Source organism: Amycolatopsis sp. H20-H5, assembly GCF_035828755.1.
Classification (GTDB): Bacteria; Actinomycetota; Actinomycetes; order Mycobacteriales; family Pseudonocardiaceae; genus Amycolatopsis.
Genome location: NZ_JAYMZS010000035.1, coordinates 62,196 through 79,472, shown reverse-complemented (window position 1 = coordinate 79,472; position 17,277 = coordinate 62,196). Strand labels below are relative to the sequence as shown.

Genomic DNA, 17,277 nt, shown 5'->3' with positions numbered 1-17,277 from the left:
GCGATCAAGAAGCCGAAGTGCGCGGCGATCGGCGGCCCCGGCAGGCGCCCCGCCCTGATCTCGGTGAGGTATTCGAGCCCGGACATCGTGATCCCGAGCCGCGCGGTCGGCAGCGGGTCCTGCCAGGTGATCGTCTTCTCCCGGGTCTGCCCCGCGGTCACCACATCTTCGACGGTCATCCCGCCTCCACTCGCCGATCCGACTAGGACGTCCGTCCTACTGACCGTCAGTCTTGGCCAGGACGATCGTCCTAGTCAAGGGTTAGGCTGGGCGGCGTGCCCGACACCACAACAGCCACCACCCGCGAGCGGATGGTTTCGACGGCGATGACGCTCTTCCGCCGAGACGGCTACGCCGCCACCTCCTGGCGTCACCTGGTCGAGGAAGCCGGAACGCCCTGGGGCTCGGCGTACCACCACTTCCCCGGCGGCAAGGAACAGCTCGCCGTGGCGGCCGTCGAGCTGGGCACCACGGTGGTGGCGGCGACGGTCCGGCGCGCGTTCGAACGCACTGAAACCGTCGAGGACGCCGTCCGCTGGTGGTTCGGCAAAGCCGGGCAGGCGCTGGCCGCCGACGGCTACCGCGGCGGCTGCCCGGTCGCGACGATCACCCTGGAGCTGGCGAACAGCTCCCCCGCGCTCACCGAGGCCTGCCGGGCGGCCTTCACCAGCTGGCACGAGCTGCTCACCGGCCTGCTGGCCGGGCACGGCTTCGACGCCGCCCGCGCGGACGACCTCGCGATAGCCGCGATGAACAACCTGGAGGGCGCGCTCCTGCTGTGCCGGGTCCGCCGCTCGCTCGACCCGCTCGAACGCGCCGCGGCGCACGTGGCGCTGGTGATCGAAGCGGCCTGACCCGGTGACACGCTGAAGCGCACCGGCTGTTCGCCTCGTGGCCGAGGTGGGATCATCGATGGCGTGAGCATCGAGCCGGACCGGCGACTGATCGACCCCGAGCGCGTGGACGCGGCGATGGCTGGCCTCGGGGACCGCGCGGCCATCGACGAGTGGGCACAGCGGTTCTCCGTGGTCGCCGACCCGTCACGGCTCGCCCTGCTGGTGTCCATCCACTACGCCAAGGACATCAGTGTCACCGACCTCGCCGCGGCCACCGGGATGAGCGACACCGCCGTTTCCCAGGCGCTGCGGCTGCTGCGCGCCCACGGCCTGGTGACCACCCACCGCACCGGCCGGGTCGTGCGCTACCGGCTCACCGACGAGACGGTGCACGAGCTCATCCACCACGTCCGGCCGCACGAGGATCACTCGCACGACTCCTGACCGGCCGTATAGGTCGTTATACGATTACGGATTCCGGTCGGCGACGCGCGCCACGTCGCCACGCACGGCCCGCCCCGGTAGCGTGCGGACATGATCGGATTGCCGGACACCGTTTCCGCCTGCCTGTTCGACCTCGACGGCGTTCTGACCGGGACAGCCGTCCTGCACCGGGAAGCGTGGAAGAAGACCTTCGACGAATTCCTTCGCAAGCGCGACGGTGCGGGGTTCACTGAGTTCACCGACAGCGATTACGCCTCCCACGTCGACGGCAGGCCGCGCGCAGACGGCGTCCGCGAGTTCCTGAAGTCCCGCGCGATCGACCTCCCCGAGGGCGACCCGGACGACGCCGTGGACGCCGAAACGGTGAACGGGATCGGCAACCGCAAGAACGAGCTGGTGCTGAAGATCATCGAGGAGCGCGGCGTGAACCCGTACCCGGGCTCGGTGCGCTACCTGAAGGCCGCCAAGGAGGCCGGGCTGCGGATCGCGGTAGTCACGTCCTCGGCCAACGGCTCGAAGGTGCTCGACGCGGCGGAGCTGATGCCGTTCGTCGAGGCGCTGGTTGACGGCCTGGTGATCCAGCGCGACGGCCTGCGCGGCAAGCCCGCTCCCGACTCTTTCCTGGCCGGCGCCAAGGCACTCGGCGTCGCGCCGGAGCACGCGGCGGTGTTCGAGGACGCGCAGTCGGGCGTCCAGGCGGGCAAGGACGGTGGTTTCGGGTACGTCGTCGGGGTGAACCGCGCGCACCAGGCCGGTGCGCTGCGCGAGCACGGCGCCGACGTCGTCGTCGACGACCTCGCGGAACTGCTGGAGGAGAAGTGACGCTGCCCAACGGCTACGAATGCTCCCCATGGGAGCTGCGCTGGCACGGCATGGACGTGGAAGCGTTGCAGCGCACGGAATCGGCGTTCGCGTTGTCCAACGGGCACATCGGGCTGCGCGGCACGCTCGAGGAGGCGGAGCCGCGCGGGCTGCCGGGCACCTACCTCAACGGCTTCTACGAGCAGCACGAGCTGCCCTACGCCGAAAGCGGGTACGGCTACCCCGAAGCCGGCCAGACCGTGATCAACGTGACCGACGGCAAGATCATCCGGCTGCTGGTCGAGGACGAGCCGCTGGACATGCGCTACGGCTCGGCCGACGAGCACGACCGCGTGCTGGACTTCCGCAAGGGCACGCTGACCCGCGAGACCGAGTGGTCCTCCCCGACCGGGCGCCGGGTCCGGGTCCGCACCGAGCGACTGGTGTCCTTCACCCAGCGCGCGGTGGCGGCGATCCGGTACGAGGTCGAGCCGCTCGACGGCGAACTGCAGCTGGTCGTGCAGTCCGATCTGCTGGCCAACGAGCCGATCGAGTCCGACACCAGCGATCCCCGGGTCGCGGCGGCACTGGAGTCGCCGCTGGTCTCGGAGATCGCGCACGCCGAGGACTACCAGGCCGTGCTGGTGCACCGGGCCCGCGAGTCGGGCCTGCGGGTGGCCGCGGCGATGGACCACAAGATCGAGGTGTCCGACGGCATCCGGACCCGCATCCACGCCGAGGACGACCTCGCCCGGCTCACCGTCGCGGTCGACGTGCCGAAGGGCGGCCGGCTGCGGATCACCAAGTTCCTGGCCTACGGCTGGTCGGCGCAGCGCTCGATCCCGGCGCTGCGCGCGCAGGTCGAGGCGGCACTGGCGGGCGCGCGCCAGACCACCTGGAAGGGGCTGCTGGCCGAGCAGCGGACCTTCCTCGACGACTTCTGGGCGAGCGCCGACATCGAGATCGAGGGCGATCCGGAGCTGCAGCAAGCCGTCCGGTTCGGCCTGTTCCACCTGCTGCAGGCCGGGGCGCGCGGGGAGAGCAGGGCGATCGCGGGCAAGGGACTGACCGGGCCGGGGTACGACGGGCACGCCTTCTGGGACACCGAATCCTTCGTGCTCCCGGCGTTGACCTACACCATGCCGGACGCCGCCCGCGACGCGCTCCGCTGGCGTCACTCCACTTTGGACAAAGCGAAGGAAAGGGCGCAGCAGCTGGGTTTGCGCGGTGCGGCCTTCCCCTGGCGGTCCATCAACGGCGCCGAGTGCTCTGCCTACTGGCCTGCCGGGACGGCCGCGTTCCACGTGAGCGCGGACATCTCCGACGCGGTCCTCCGCTACGTCGGCGCGACGAACGACGCGGACTTCGAACGCGAGTACGGCACCGAGATCCTGCTGGAGACGGCCAGGTTGTGGCTCTCGCTGGGGCACCACGACCGGCGCGGCGGGTTCCGCATCGACGGCGTGACCGGGCCCGACGAGTACTCCGCGGTGGCGGACAACAACGTCTACACCAACCTGATGGCGCGGCGGAACCTGCTGGGCGCGGCGGACGCGTGCGAACGGCACGCCGATGTCGCGGGCAAATTCGGCGTGGACGAGGCCGAACTCCGGTCGTGGCGCGACGCGGCGAACGCGATGGTGGTGCCCTACGACGAGGATCTCGGCGTGCACCCGCAGTCCGAGGGGTTCACCGAGCACGTCGACTGGGACTTCGCGGGCACCGACGCCGCGCACTACCCGCTGCTGCTGCACTACCCGTACTTCGACCTCTACCGCAAGCAGGTGGTCAAGCAGGCCGACCTGGTGCTGGCGCTGCACCTGTGCGGGGATTCCTTCACCCCGGAGGAGAAGGCGCGCGACTTCGCCTACTACGAGGCGAGGACCGTGCGTGACTCCTCGCTGTCCGCGGGCACCCAGGCCGTCATCGCGGCCGAGGTGGGTCAGCTCGAACTGGCCTACGACTACCTGGCCGAGGCCGCGCTGACCGACCTGCACGACGTGCACAACAACGTCCGCAACGGGCTGCACATGGCTTCGCTGGCCGGTGCGTGGCTGGGCACGATCGCCGGGTTCGGCGGGATGCGCGACCACGGCGGCAAGCTGACCTTCGCACCACGTCTGCCGGCCCAGCTGGAGCGGCTGACCTTCCGGCTGTGTTTCCGGGGCACCCGGTTCCAGGTCGGGATCGACCACGAGCAGGCGACCTACCACACGATCGAGGGCGACCCGATCTCCCTGAGCCACCACGGCGAGGAGTTCACCGTCACCGCCGAACCGGTGAGCAGGCCGATCCCGGCGATCGAACCCGGCGAGCGACCGGCCCAGCCCCCCGGGCGCGCGCCGGTGCGGCGCGATCCCGAGCGGGTCAAGCGGAGGCTCAGGTAGGCGGCTCGATGACGGCCTCGCCGGTGTTCGGCGGGTCGTCCACCTCCTTGGTGCCGCGGGGACCGAGGTCCCGGTTGGGCGCGCTGGGGACCTCGGTGGGCAGCTTGGTGGGCAGATCGGGGTCGAGGACGTCGTCTTCTTCGTCGTCGGGGTACTTCCGCAGCTGACTCATGACTCCGGGATACCCGCTTTCCCCGCCCGGCACCACCCGCACCGTCCCTCTTACTGCCCTTGAAGGTCCCTGAAGGCCACCATGAGGGACTTAGACGCCCTCATGGTGGCCTTCAGGGACTTCGGGGACTTCGGGGATCTTCGGCGGGAGGGTGACGCGGGCCGCGGGCGGGTCAGGCGGCGCGGCCGGAGCCGGTGCTGCGGGGGACGGCGGCGAGGCCGTCGAGCAGGTTGAGCAGCAGGCCGTCACGGGTGGACCAGGGACAGATCGCGACCCGGCCGCCGCACACCGTCAGCAGCGCCTCGGCGACGATGGCCCCGGCGAGCGCCTGGTGGGCGCGGACGCGGGAGATGCCGGGCAGCTCGGCGCGGCGTTTCGCCGGGAGGTCGGCGAGCCGCGGGATCCAGTAGCGAAGGTCGTCCAGCTGGAGCTCACGGGTCTTGCCGGGTCTGTCGCCCGCGAGCCGGGCGAGCTGGCGAAGCACCTTCGAGCAGCCGACCACGCGGTGCTCGGTGATCTGGGGCAGCACGTCGTCGAGTGCGTCGCGGACCTCGTCGAGCGCGTGCTCACGCAGCGCGCGCACGCTTTTACCGGAGGCGCATTCCCTCGGCAGCCAGTCCCGCGTCATCGAACGGGCGCCGAGCCGCAGCGAACGCGCGAACCCTGCCCGCTCGCCCTGCCCGGCGGCGAGTTCGACGGTGCCGCCGCCGATGTCGAGCACCAGCAGCGGCCCGGCGGACGCGCCGTACCAGCGCCGGGCACCGACGTAGGCGAACTCCGCCTCTTGGCGGCCGGACAGGAACCGCAGCTCGACGCCGGTTTTCTTGGCGACCTCGGAGACGACCTGGCGGGCGTTGCGGGCGTCGCGGATGGAGGAGGTGGCCAGCGGGTAGACCTCGCCGACCCCGTGCTTGGCCGCGATGGTCACGCCAGCTTCGACCGCCGCGCTGACCGCCGCGATGCCCGCGCTGGTCAACCGGCCCGAATGGTCCAGCTCCCGATCCAGGCGCAACCGCGTCTGATGGCTGAGGGCCGGCTCCAGCGGCGAACCGCCGCGGGCCAGCACCACCAGCCGGGCACTGAACGAACCGACATCGAGCACACCCACCGCGGGTTCCGTGATCCGCACGCGGCGCACCTCCGTTTCCGTTGGGAAAGGAATAGCCCCCAGTCAGCTGTCCCTCAACCCCGATCATGGCCGAATGAGCAGGCCAAGCACGCCGCTTTGACGTTTTCCCTGCGCTACCGGCTCACGATCCTTATCGCCGGAGACGAGGTTTTTATAACCCAAGCGGGTGATACTACCCTGGCTCTATCCGATCAGCTCCCGCAACTGGCTCACGGCGGCGACGCGGCCCTCGCGGCCGGGCTGCAACGGGCTGACCACCAGCGTTGTCGCGCCGGCCTCGGCGAACGCGGCCAGCCGCTCCTTGAGGTAGCCCGCCGGGCCCACCAGCGAGATGGCTTTCAGCAGGTCCAGCGGAACGGCCGCGGCGGCAGCGTCCTTCTTGCCGTCGAGATAAAGGTCCTGGATTTCCTTGGCCGCGTCGGCATACCCGTACCGGACGGCGAGGTCGTTGTAGAAATTCTTTCCGCGGGCGCCCATCCCGCCGATGTACAACGCGAGCTGCGCGCGCGTCTGGTCGAGCAGGTGATCCACATCCTCACCGATCGCGAGCGCGGCGCCGATGTAGGTGTCCAGCTCGCCGAGCGCCGGGTCACGCTTGGCCTTGCCCTCGGCCAGCGACTCACCCCAGACGTCCGCGGCCCGCTCGGGGTGGAAGAAGATCGGCTGCCAGCCCTCCGCGAGCTCGGCGGTGAGCGCCACGTTCTTCGGGCCGATCGCGGCGAGCAGGATCGGGATCCGCTCGCGCAGCGGGTGGTTGATCAGCTTCAGCGGCTTGCCGAGGCCCGTGCCCTGCTCGGCGGGCAGCGGGATGTCGTAGTACTTGCCGGAGTGCACGACCTTCTCGCGGCGCCAGACCTGGCGGCAGATGTCGATGATCTCGCGGGTACGCCCGATCGGCGCGTCGTACTTGACCCCGTGGAACCCCTCGATGACCTGGGGCCCGGACGCGCCGAGCCCCAGGGTGAACCGGCCGTTGGACACGAAGTCCAGCCCGGCCGCGGTCATCGCGGTCAGGGTGGGCGTGCGGGTGTAGATCTGGAGGATGCCCGACGCGATCTCGACGCGCTCGGTCTTCGCGGCGACGTAACCGAGCTGGCTGACCGCGTCGAAGGAGTACGCCTCCGGGACGAAGATGATGTCCAGCCCGGCCTTCTCCAGCTCGACGATGTCCGCCACGCTCTCGGCGAAGCCACCCGCGTAGCTGATCTGCGTCCCGATCCTCATACCCGTCCGTTTCCTTCCACTAAGCGTGCGCTTACGTCGACCTTAGCCGGGCCGAGTGGTCCGATCCGCCCGGGACGACCGTGCCGCGCACCTCGCCGAACCCGATCCGCGCCCCGCCCGGACCAGGCGCCGAGGCGCTGATCACCACCTCGTCCCCGTCCTCGAGGAACGTCCGCTGCCCGCCGGGCACCGCGAACGGCTCCCGCCCGCCCCAGCTCAGCTCCAGCAGCGAACCGCGCTGCTCCCGCTCGGGCCCGGTCACCGTGCCGGAGGCGTACAGGTCGCCGGTGCGCAGGTTCGCCCCGTTGGCCGTCAGGTGCGCGAGCTGCTGCGCCGCCGTCCAGTACTGCGTGGCGAACGGCGGGCTGGACACGAGGTGGCCGTTGAGCCGGATCTCCAGCGCGAGGTCCAGCCCCCACGGCTCGGCGGTGCGCAGGTACGGCAGCGGCTCGGGATCCTGGGGTGGCGGGGTGACGCGGGCGTGTTCGAGCGCGGCCAGCGGCACGACCCAGGACGAGATCGAGGTCGCGAACGACTTGCCGAGGAACGGGCCGAGCGGCTGTAGCTCCCAGGCCTGGATGTCGCGGGCGGACCAGTCGTTGACCAGGCAGACGCCGAACACGTGCTCGGCGAACTCCCCGATCGGGACCGGGCGGCCCAGCTCGGACGGCGTGCCGACGACGAAGCCGACCTCGGCCTCGATGTCGAGTGTCCTCGACGGACCGTACGTCGGCACGGTTTCGTCGCGGGGCTTGCGTTGCCCGCTCGGCCGCACGATCGGCGTGCCCGACGCGAGCACGGTGCCCGCCCTGCCGTGGTAGCCGATCGGCACGTGTTTCCAGTTCGGCGGGAGCACGGCCGCGTCGCCGAAGAAGATGCGCCCGGCGTTGATCGCGTGCTGCTCGCTGGAGTAGAAGTCGACGTAGTCGGCGACCTCGAACGGCAGGTGCATGACGATCTCGTTGCGGGGCAGCAGATGCGGGCGTATCTGCTCGGCGTAGCGCTCCTCCGTCAGCCACTCGGTGACGCGCGCACGCACCTCGCGCCAGGTGGCGGGCCCCGCCGCGAGCAGCGGGTTCAGCACTCCGGACGTCAGCAGCGGCGCGAACGGCGCGGCCGCCTCCTCGGCGGCCGCGGACAGGTCGAGCACGGTGTCCCCGACCGCCACCCCGGCCCGCCGCCGCGGCTCCCCGGCGTGCGAGAAGACGCCGTAGGGCAGGTTGTCCAGGCCGAACGGCGTGCCGGGGGGCAGATCGGGCAGGCTCACCGTGCGTTCGCCCACTCCGCGACGACCGTGTCCAGCACCGGCAGCGGCAGGATCCCGTTGCGCAGCACGACGTCGTGGAACTCACGGATGTCGAACCGGTCGCCCAGCTTTTCCTCGGCGGCCGCGCGGACACGCTGGATCTCCAGGCGCCCCACCATGTACGACAGCGCCTGGCCGGGGATCGCCGCGTACCGGTCGATCTCGACCTCGATCTCCACCAGGGCCATCGGGGTGTGCTCCCGCAGGTAGTCCACCGCACGCTGCCTGCTCCAGCCGAGCGCGTGCAGCCCGGTGTCGACGACCAGCCGCCCGGCGCGCATCGAGTCCTGGGTGAGCATCCCTAACCTGGTGACGTCGCTGGAGTACAGGCCCATCTCGTCGGCGAGCCGCTCGGCGTAGAGGCCCCAGCCCTCGATGTAGGAGTTGACGTCGGCGATGCGCCGCAGCAGCGGCAGCGCCGTCAGGCCGTGGGCCGTGACGAGCTGGAAGTGGTGCCCGGGAACGGCTTCGTGGAAGGCGATCGCCTCACTGGTGTGCCGGGGCCGCTCGCTCGCGCCGTGCGTGTTCGCGTAGTAAGTGCCCGGCCGGGTCCCGTCGAACGCGGGGTGCAGGTAGTAGGCGATCGTGCCGCCCTCGGCCTCGTTGTCCGGCACCGGCGCGACCTCGCAGTGCTCCTCGGGAACACTGGAGAACCACTGGGGCGCCACGGCTTCCGCCCTGGTGATGGCGTCACGGGCCGCGTCAAGGAGCTCGTCGCCGTCACGCCAGTGGAGCTCCGGATCGGTGCGCAGCCGCTCGAAGATCTCGGCGAGGTCCTTCGTCCCGAACACGCGCGCGCCGAGCTCGCGGTACTCGTCCGCGAGCTTCGCGATCATGCCGAGCCCCGTTTCGTGCAGATCCTGGGCGGAGCGCTCGGTGGTGGTGTGCACCCGGATCAGCCCGGCGTACATCCGCGCGCCGCCCGGCAGCCAGGACAGCCCCGGCTCGGTCTCCGGCCGCCCGGCGGGCACGACCTCGGCGGCCAGGAACTCCCGGTACCGCGCGAAAGCGGGCCGCACCTCCTCGGCGAGCAGGCGCTCGCACTCGGCCTGGTAGCCCTCGACGGGCACCGTGGGCTCGCGGCGCAGCGGGTCGTTTTCCGGCTGCGCGAGGTACCTGCCGACCTGCGCGATCCCGGCTTCGGCCAGGAACACCGGCGGGACGAGCCCGGCCGCGACCCCGCCGCGCTGGCGCTGGGTCACCGTCTCGAGGTAGCCCGGGATCGCGGCCAGCCTGCGGAGGTAACCGCGCGCGTGCTCCTCGTCGTTGAGGGTGAGCTCGGAGAGCAGGGTCAGCAGGTACAGCCCTGGCGCGCTGAGCCCGTCGCTGACCGAGAACTCGGCGGCGCGCGCGTCCAGCGTGTCGACCGCCGCGCGCGCCTGCTGGATCACGACGTCACGGGTGATCGCCTCGGTGGTGGACAGGCCACTCCTGACGATCGCGCCCGCCCGCTCCGCGATGTCCACATAGGACTCGCGAAGCCGGGCTTCGTTCTCCTCGCTGAGATCCGCGAGGCGATGGGTGTCGCCGGGGATGCCGAGGATGGCGGGAAACAGCGGCTCCGCGTCGAACTTGACCGCGACCAGCTCGTCCGCGAGGACGTCCACTGGGCTCTTCAGCCCGGCCACCCACTCGGTCACGACGTCGTCCAGCACCGACAGCGGCAGCGCGCCGCCGCCGAGCACGACGTCGTGGAACCCGCGGATGTCGAACCGCTCGCCCAGCGCCTGCTCCGCGGCCGCGCGGATCCGCAGGATCTCCAGCCGCCCGACCATGTACGACAGGGCCTGGCCGGGGAACGCGATGTACCGGTCGACCTCGGACTCGATCTCCACCGGGGCCATCGGGGTGTGTTCGAGCAGGTAGTCCACCGCCTGCTGACGGCTCCAGCCCAGCGAGTGCAGCCCGGTGTCCACCACGAGCCTGCCCGCGCGCATCGAATCGAGCGTCAGCATGCCGAGCAGCGCGACGTCGTCGGAGTACAGGCCCATCTCCTGGGCGAGGCGCTCGGTGTAGAGCCCCCAGCCCTCGATGTAGGCGTTGAAGTCGCCGATGCGGCGCAGCAGGGGCAGCTCCTCGAGCCCCTGCGCGATGCTCAGCTGGAAGTGGTGCCCGGGGATCGCCTCGTGGAACGCCGTCGCCTCGGCGGCGTGCCGGAAGCGCTCCGTCGCCTCGTGGGTGTTGGCGAAGTAGACGCCCGGCCGGGATCCGTCCGTCGTGGACGGCATGTAGTACGCGGCGGGTGCGGCGGGCCCCGCCTCGGGCGGGGACGAGCGGACCTCCCACGGCTGGGGCGGGATCCTGCCGAACCAGTTCGGCGCCTCGGCCTCGGCGCGGGTGATGGCCGAGCGAGCGGTTTCGAGCAGCTCTTCGGCGTCGGACCAGCGCAGCGCCGGGTCGGTGCGGAGCTTGGCGAAGATCTCGGCGAGCTGATCCGTGCCGAACACCCTGGAGCCGAGCGTGCGGTACTCCTCGGCCAGCTTCGCGATGAGGGCGAGGCCGGTTTCGTGCAGCTCCTGCGGGCCGCGGTCAGTGGTCGTGTGCGTGCGCGCGAGCAGTGCGTAGATCCGCTCGCCGCCGGGCAGCCAGCAGAGGCCGGGCTTGTCCGCCGGGCGTCCGTGCGGCGCGATCTCGGTGGCGAGCACCTCGCGGTACGCGGCGAACGCCGGGCGCACGACGTCGCGCAGGAGCTCCTCACGCCGCTTGTCGAACTCCTCGTCCGGGCCGGGCGGGGTGCGCAGCGGATCGGCGGCCGGGTCCGCGAGGTAGCGGTCGAGCTGGGCGATCGTGGCCGCGACCAGGTGCGCGACCGGGACCAGCCCGTCCGCGACACCGTCACGGTGGCGCTGTGCTGTCCGCTCCAGGTACAGCGGGAGCGCCTCGAGCCTGCCCAGGTGCGCGGTGGCCTGCGAACCGGCGGCGACCGGGAGCATCGGCAGATGCGTCAGCATCGCGGCCGCGGGCGCGACGAACAGGTCGCTGACGGTGAACTCGACGAACCGGGTGTCGATGTGGTCGATCCGGGACTGGGCGGTGCTGACCAGCACGTCCCTGGTGACCCTGTCCTCGGGGCTCAGTCCGGAGGGCTCGAATACGAGCGCCCGCTCGACGAACCCGGCCAGCCGCGCCCGGTGTGCCCGCTCGGCCTCGCCGCTGGGATCGCCGAGCCCTTCGGCGTCCGGGCGGATGCCGAGCAGGGCGGGGGTCAGCGGGTCGACTTCGAACAGGTAGCCGACGAACTCGTCGGCGAGGGTGGCGACTTCGGTCATGGGGACGTCCTGGAGAGTCGAGGGATGCGGTGTCCCCGAGCCTAATGGAGATCACCGACACAGGGACGACCTTCGGCACGGCCGGTGAGGCGAGGCGGTAGCGTTCCGGGAGTGGCCGTGACCGATCCCGTGGATGCCCGACTGCTCGCCGCCCTGGCGGACCTGGGCAAGGCGGCGGTCCACGAACTCGCGGCCAAGGTCGGGATGGACCCCCGCGAGGTCGCGTACCGGCTGGTCGCGCTCTCCGGCAGCGGCCTGCCCCTGCTCGTCGGCGTCGAGAGCGACCCGAACGGCCTGCGCGCGGCCATCGGCGGCGCCCCGGCGTGGACAGCGCGGCCGCCCCGGCAACCCCCGCAGAACGTCCCCCATCCGGTGCACGGAACGCCGTCCGGCGCCTACAACGTCCAGGGCACCCCCTCCGGCGCGTACACCGTTCAGGGGACACCGTCGGGCCGCTATCCCGGGCCCCCGCCACGGCCGCCCCAGCAGCGTCCGCAGTTCGCGCCGCCCCCTCCCCCGCCCCAGCAGCAGCCGCCGATGGCGCCCCTCGATCCGGTGATGAGCACCTGGGGCCCGCCGCAGAGCTCGTCCTGGGCCCGCGGCGACGAGCAGCAGCGCGCGAAGCAGCCGCCGGAGGGCAAGAAGGGGCGCGTCGGCGAGGTGCTGGAGACCCAGGGTCTCGAGGGCGAGCAGCTCACCGTGCAGCTGCTGGAGATCCAGGACCCGGCGGACTACCTGTTCGGCGCGGCGGGCTACCGCCTCGAAGAGGGCGAGCGCTCGGTCGTGGTGCACACCGAGATCACCAACCGCGGCGCGATCCCGTTCGTCTCGCTGCCGGACAACTACCTCGAGCTGATGACCGTCGACGGCAAGGCGATCGGCAAGGCCCCGGTGTCGCTCACCTCCCGGCCGCAGCACAAGATCGGCGTCCGGCCCGGCGAGACACTGGGCGGCCACACCGTCTACGTCCTGCCCGACGCCACCCGCGTGGTCGCCGTCCGCTGGAGCCCCCGCCCCGAACCGGACGAGCGCACCCTCACCTGGGTGATGGACGACTGACGCCCTGACGAGGCGCCGGACACGGGTGGCCGGGGACGATCTGGGTCCGGGCTGCTTCCCGCGGGTGTGGCCGCCGTCAGTTCTCGGAGCGGAGGATCCTCAGCGCCTTCGCCAGGTCATCCGGGTACTCGGTCTCGAAGCTGACGTACCGGCCGTCTGCAGGGTGGTGGAAGCCGAGGGTCTTCGCGTGCAGCCACTGCCGGGACAGGCCCAGCTTGCGGGACAGGACCGGGTCGGCGCCGTAGGTCATATCGCCGACGCACGGGTGCTTCAGCGCGGAGAAGTGCACGCGGATCTGGTGCGTGCGACCGGTCTCCAGTTTGATCTCCGCCAGCGACGCGGCGCGGAAGGCCTCGACGACCTCGTAGTGTGTGACGCTGGGGCGCCCGCCCGCGACGACGGCGAACTTGTAGTCGTGGCGGGGGTGGCGGTCGATCGGGGCGTCGATGGTGCCGCGCATCGGGTCCGGGTGACCCTGGACGATGGCGTGGTAACCCTTGTCCACCGTGCGTTCCTTGAACGCCCGCTTCAGCTCGGTGTACGCGTGCTCACTCTTCGCGACCACCATGACGCCGGTGGTGCCCGCGTCGAGGCGGTGCACGACGCCCTGGCGCTCGGCCGCGCCGGAGGTGGCGATGCGCAGACCGGCCGCGGCCAGGCCGCCGATCACGGTCGGGCCGGTCCAGCCGGGGCTGGGGTGCACGGCGACACCGACCGGCTTCGACACCACGACGATGTCGTCGTCCTGATAGACGATCGCCATCCCGGGCACCGGCTCGACGATGACCTCGATCGAGGACTCCGGCTCGGGCAGGGTGACCTCGAGCAGCCCGCCGGCGGGCAGCCGGTCCGACTTGCCTGCCGGACGGCCGTCGAGCAGCACGTCACCGGACTCGGCCAGCTCGGCGACCACGGTGCGGGACAGGCCGAGCAGCTTGGCCAGCCCGGCGTCCACCCGCATTCCTTCGAGCCCGTTGGGCACGGGCAACAATCGGGAGGTCACTGACTCGCTCCAGTCTGGGTCTTCTTCTTGTCCTTTGTGGACGTTCCATCGTAGTCCTTGCCCAGCAGGGAGAGCAGCACGATCAGCACCCCGCCGACGCAGATGGCGGAATCGGCGATGTTGAAGATCGCCCAGCCCTCGCCGTTCGGCGCGAACGCCGAGATGAAGTCGACGACGTGGCCCTGCAGCGGCCCGGGGGCGCGGAAGACGCGGTCGGTCAGGTTGCCGAGCGCGCCGGCGAGCACCAGGCCCAGCCCGATCGCCCAGCCGACCGAGCGCAGCCGTCGCGAAAGCCAGACGATGGCGACGACGACGGCGATCGCGACCAACGCCAGCACCCAGGTGAGCCCGGTGGCCATCGAGAACGCGGCGCCGGGATTGCGGATGAGCTGCAGGTAGATCAGCCCGCCGAGGATCTTGACCGGCTCCCGGCCTTCGAGGTTCGCCACCACGAGGCTCTTGGTCAGCAGGTCCACGGCCCACAGCAGCGCCGCGAACAGGAAGACGAGGCCGACCCGGCGCTGGGGCAGCGCGGGTTCCGACGGCGGCGCCTGCTCGGCCGTCTCCGACGGCTGCGGCGCATCGACCTCAGGCTCCGGTGCGGCGGTCTCGGACGGCGATTCGGGCTCGGTGCTCACCGTGCCATTGTCCACTGTCCCTGCTCACGGCGTGTCAGCGGTGGGTCGCGGCCGTTTCAGCACCGCCGCGAACGCCCCGGCGAACACCACCATCACCGGGATCAGCAACTCCGCCAGCCGCCCCGGCGAGAGCAGCGCGGCCACCAGGAACCCCGCGGCCACCGCCAGCACCAGCACGCTGCGGTCGAGCCAGGCGAGCAGGAGCAGCCCGGCGGTGACGAGCAGCGGGTCGCGCAGGGCGTCCGGCAGGCCGAAGCCCGAGTACGACACGAACTCGACGACCGCGATGGCCAGGATGCCGCCGGCCGTGACCGCGAGTGCCCGGCCGTAGCCGGTCTTCGCCCGGTAGGTGTACCAGCCTGCCGTCGCCATCCAGAGCAGCGCCATCGCGAACGGCCAGTAGTCACTGACGTCCCAGGGAACGGAGTCGTAGTGGGCCGCCTCGTCGAAGAACTGACCCGAAGGCTCCTGGAGGTCCCGCAGCAGCGACGGCGCGGGTGAATAAAGCAGGCTCGCCCCCGCGACCGAGACGACGGCCAGTATCAGCTGGACGAAACCCAGCAGCGCCAGCGGAAACCAGTACCTCGGCCGCGCACTCCCCATCCGGGCAGCCTACCGCCGGGATCAGTCGCCGGGATCAATCCAGGAAGGGCGGGAGGTCGCGGGGGTCGCCGACCGGGGCCCAGCGGCCGTCCTGCCGGGTGTACTCCCAGCGCGCGCCGCGGGCGGCGATCTGACGCAAGGCGAGCACCAGGCGGTCGACCTGCTCGTCCGTGGTACCCAGGCCCAGGCTGACGCGCAAGGCCTGCTGACCCTCCGCACCGGCCTCGGCGATGAGACGCCGGGTCGCGACGTGCGCGCAGAACGCGCCGTCCCGCACGCCGATGCCGTACTCGGCCGAGAGGACCGCCGCCAGCCAGCCGGGCTCGAACCCCTCGACGACGAAACTCAGCGTGGCGACCCGGTCCACCGGGGCGTCGAACAGGCGCAGCTCGGCGAAACCGGGCAGTCCGGCCAACCCGCGGCGCAGCCGGGCGAGCAGGGCGGCCTCGTGCTCGCCGATCGCCTCCCAGTTCGCCGAAAGCCGCTCGCACGCGACACCCAGCGCGTACACGCCGACAGTGTTGGGCGAACCGGCTTCGTGCCGCTCCATTCCGGTGTTCCAGACCACGCCCAGCGAGTCGGCCTCGCCGGTGACGAGCTTGGTCGCGCCGCCGCCCGCGAGGTACGGCGGTGCCGCCTTCAGCCAGTCCGCGCGGCCGATCAGCGCGCCCGCCCCGAACGGCGCGTAGAGCTTGTGCCCGGACAGCGCGACGTAGTCGACGTCCAGCTCGCGCAGCGAGACGCGGCGGTGCGGGGCGAGCTGCGCGGCGTCGAGCGCGACGCGGGCGCCGTGGCGGCGTGCGACGGCGGTGATCTCCTTGACCGGCAACAGTTCCCCGGTGACATTGGACGCACCGGTGAGCACGACCAGCCGCGGCCCCGTCGGGCTTTCGGCGAGCGCACTGTCCACAGCGGACACTGCTTCGAGCCGGGTGCGCGGGGTCGCGATCCGGCGCACGTTCCGGCCCCGCCAAGGCAGCAGCGCCGCGTGGTGCTCGGTGTCGAACACCACCACGGAGGTGTTCTTCGGCAGGCTGCGGGCCAGCAGGTTGAAGGAATCGGTGGTGTTGCGGGTGAACACGACGGCGTCGGTCGCCCGCGCGTCGACGAACCGGCGCAGGACGCCGCGGGTCCGCTCGTACAGCTTGGTGGAAACCTGCGACGCGAACCCGGCGCCGCGGTGCACGCTGGCGTACCACGGCAGGAACTCGTTCACCGCCGACTGGACGGCTTCCAGGCACGGCGCGCTCGCGGCGTGGTCGAGGTTGGCGTAGCCGATCTGCCCGCCGGTGACCAGCGGGACGCGCAATGAAGCGCCCACGACTGCGGGAATGTCTTGGTGGGTAACGGTTTCCGCGCTGCGATCGAGTGCGAGCGTCATCGAAGTGCCTCCTCGGCGATCCTGGGGACCCACTGAGGGACCCGCGCTTGCCGGTCGCACCGCGCGACAGGCCAGGTCCTCACCCGGGGCACCCCACCGCGGTAGGAGGGTTGCCGGTCAGCGAGCCGGGGCTTGACGCTGACACTCATGACCTATGACTGGAAAGGTAACCGAAGACCGGCCGATCGCGCGAGTGCCGTCCAGGGGTTGAGACGACGGTCACACGATCGGCCCAGCCGGCTCACACCCTGGTGCGGAAGCTTCCGGGCAGCTGGACGACGGTGCCGTCGGAGTCCCTGGTGGCCGTGCCCGAATACTGCTCGGCGCCTGCGGCGAACTTCCAGCCGCCGATGTCCTTGCCGTCGATCGGCTGGCCGTACACGGCCGCGACCGAGCTCGAAACCTGGCCGTACGACAGGTCGTTCCAGTTACCCACAGCCACCTTCGCCGCTTCCGCGGACGCTGTCGTCGCGGCGCGGGCGGAGGACGTCGCGGGCAGTGTCCAGAGGGTGAAGTGCACGTGGGCGCCGGTGCTGCTGCCGCCACAGGGCAGCGCGTTGCCCGTCGAACCGAGCGGGGTTCCGGCCGCCACCTGCTGACCGTCGGTGACGACGATGTCCTCCAGGTGGTAGTACCCGGTCCGCCAGCCGCCCGCGTGGTCGACGGTCACCCAGTCGCCGCCCGAGCAGTGCTGCAGGCGCACGGTCCCGGCGAGGGCGGCGCGGACGGTCCCGTCCGCCGGGCTGAGATCGAGGGCGTTCTTCACGCCGCTGTTCCCGTTGTCGGAGTGGATCCCGGCCGAGTAGAGCTGCTGCCCGGCGGCGAAGGGGAACCCGAAGGCCGGGGCCGCGACGTCGGCGGTGGCCGTCGGGGTCATGAGCAGAGCACCGGACAAGCCGACCGCGGCGCCGAGGACGGCGACACGAATGCGAAGATTCGTCACTATGAGTACTCCTTTGGCCTAACGCTCACCCATTCGAACTAACCGAAGTGAGCGCACGTTAAGCCATAAGGGGGGACACATG

At 71.3% G+C, this 17,277-nt stretch carries 15 protein-coding genes and 1 riboswitch; of the genes, 5 read left to right on the top strand and 10 right to left on the bottom strand.

What is annotated here, in order from left to right; translation table 11 throughout:
• Positions 1-275 precede the first annotated feature (275 nt).
• The 4 genes from QMK34_RS20745 to QMK34_RS20730 all read left to right on the top strand — a co-directional run bounded on the left by QMK34_RS20745 (position 276) and on the right by QMK34_RS20730 (position 4,468).
• Entirely contained in the window at positions 276-854 is a 579-nt protein-coding gene (locus tag QMK34_RS20745; protein WP_326415792.1) for a TetR/AcrR family transcriptional regulator, read from the top strand.
• A gap of 69 nt (positions 855-923) precedes the next feature.
• Positions 924-1,280: an ArsR/SmtB family transcription factor gene (locus tag QMK34_RS20740; RefSeq protein WP_326415807.1), complete on the top strand. Its 357-nt coding sequence runs from the start codon at positions 924-926 to the stop codon at positions 1,278-1,280.
• A gap of 90 nt (positions 1,281-1,370) precedes the next feature.
• Entirely contained in the window at positions 1,371-2,102 is a 732-nt protein-coding gene (locus QMK34_RS20735) for an HAD family hydrolase (RefSeq protein ID WP_326415791.1), read from the top strand.
• Positions 2,103-2,152: 50 nt separating this feature from the next.
• The gene (locus tag QMK34_RS20730; protein ID WP_326415805.1) at positions 2,153-4,468 is read left to right on the top strand and encodes a glycoside hydrolase family 65 protein; all 2,316 of its coding nucleotides are present in this window, start codon (positions 2,153-2,155) and stop codon (positions 4,466-4,468) included.
• On the opposite strand, the gene QMK34_RS20725 is transcribed toward QMK34_RS20730, so the two are convergent.
• From QMK34_RS20725 to QMK34_RS20705, 5 genes are all read right to left on the bottom strand, one after another.
• Positions 4,461-4,640: a hypothetical protein gene (locus QMK34_RS20725; protein ID WP_326415790.1), complete on the bottom strand. Its 180-nt coding sequence runs from the start codon at positions 4,638-4,640 to the stop codon at positions 4,461-4,463. The two genes, QMK34_RS20730 and QMK34_RS20725, sit on opposite strands and share 8 nt — an antisense overlap.
• A 172-nt stretch (positions 4,641-4,812) precedes the next feature.
• Positions 4,813-5,778 (bottom strand): Ppx/GppA phosphatase family protein, encoded by a 966-nt coding sequence (locus tag QMK34_RS20720; protein ID WP_326415789.1) that lies wholly within the window; start codon positions 5,776-5,778, stop codon positions 4,813-4,815.
• Between the two features lie 174 nt (positions 5,779-5,952).
• Entirely contained in the window at positions 5,953-6,993 is a 1,041-nt protein-coding gene (locus QMK34_RS20715) for an LLM class F420-dependent oxidoreductase (protein WP_326415788.1), read from the bottom strand.
• Positions 6,994-7,024: 31 nt separating this feature from the next.
• Complete coding sequence (gene fahA / locus QMK34_RS20710) at positions 7,025-8,260, bottom strand: fumarylacetoacetase (protein WP_326415804.1); 1,236 nt, start codon at positions 8,258-8,260, stop codon at positions 7,025-7,027.
• On the bottom strand, positions 8,257-11,568 hold the full coding sequence (locus QMK34_RS20705; protein ID WP_326415787.1) for a DUF885 domain-containing protein: 3,312 nt from the start codon (positions 11,566-11,568) through the stop codon (positions 8,257-8,259). The genes fahA and QMK34_RS20705 overlap by 4 nt, the downstream gene beginning before the upstream one ends.
• Before the next feature lie 111 nt (positions 11,569-11,679).
• Between QMK34_RS20705 and QMK34_RS20700 the strand changes: the two genes are divergently transcribed.
• Positions 11,680-12,627, top strand: a complete 948-nt coding sequence (locus QMK34_RS20700) for an AsnC family protein (RefSeq protein ID WP_326415785.1) — start codon at positions 11,680-11,682, stop codon at positions 12,625-12,627.
• A gap of 76 nt (positions 12,628-12,703) precedes the next feature.
• On the opposite strand, the gene QMK34_RS20695 is transcribed toward QMK34_RS20700, so the two are convergent.
• From QMK34_RS20695 to QMK34_RS20675, 5 genes are all read right to left on the bottom strand, one after another.
• The gene (locus tag QMK34_RS20695; RefSeq protein WP_326415784.1) at positions 12,704-13,630 is read right to left on the bottom strand and encodes an RluA family pseudouridine synthase; all 927 of its coding nucleotides are present in this window, start codon (positions 13,628-13,630) and stop codon (positions 12,704-12,706) included.
• On the bottom strand, positions 13,627-14,268 hold the full coding sequence (gene lspA / locus QMK34_RS20690) for a signal peptidase II (protein WP_442785186.1): 642 nt from the start codon (positions 14,266-14,268) through the stop codon (positions 13,627-13,629). The genes QMK34_RS20695 and lspA overlap by 4 nt, the downstream gene beginning before the upstream one ends.
• A 24-nt stretch (positions 14,269-14,292) precedes the next feature.
• Positions 14,293-14,871: a hypothetical protein gene (locus QMK34_RS20685; protein WP_326415782.1), complete on the bottom strand. Its 579-nt coding sequence runs from the start codon at positions 14,869-14,871 to the stop codon at positions 14,293-14,295.
• A gap of 34 nt (positions 14,872-14,905) precedes the next feature.
• Entirely contained in the window at positions 14,906-16,252 is a 1,347-nt protein-coding gene (locus QMK34_RS20680) for an aminotransferase class V-fold PLP-dependent enzyme (RefSeq protein ID WP_326415781.1), read from the bottom strand.
• 38 nt (positions 16,253-16,290) lie between these two features.
• A riboswitch (SAM riboswitch) is annotated at positions 16,291-16,405 on the bottom strand.
• 88 nt (positions 16,406-16,493) lie between these two features.
• On the bottom strand, positions 16,494-17,195 hold the full coding sequence (locus QMK34_RS20675; RefSeq protein WP_326415780.1) for a M23 family metallopeptidase: 702 nt from the start codon (positions 17,193-17,195) through the stop codon (positions 16,494-16,496).
• Positions 17,196-17,277 lie beyond the last annotated feature (82 nt).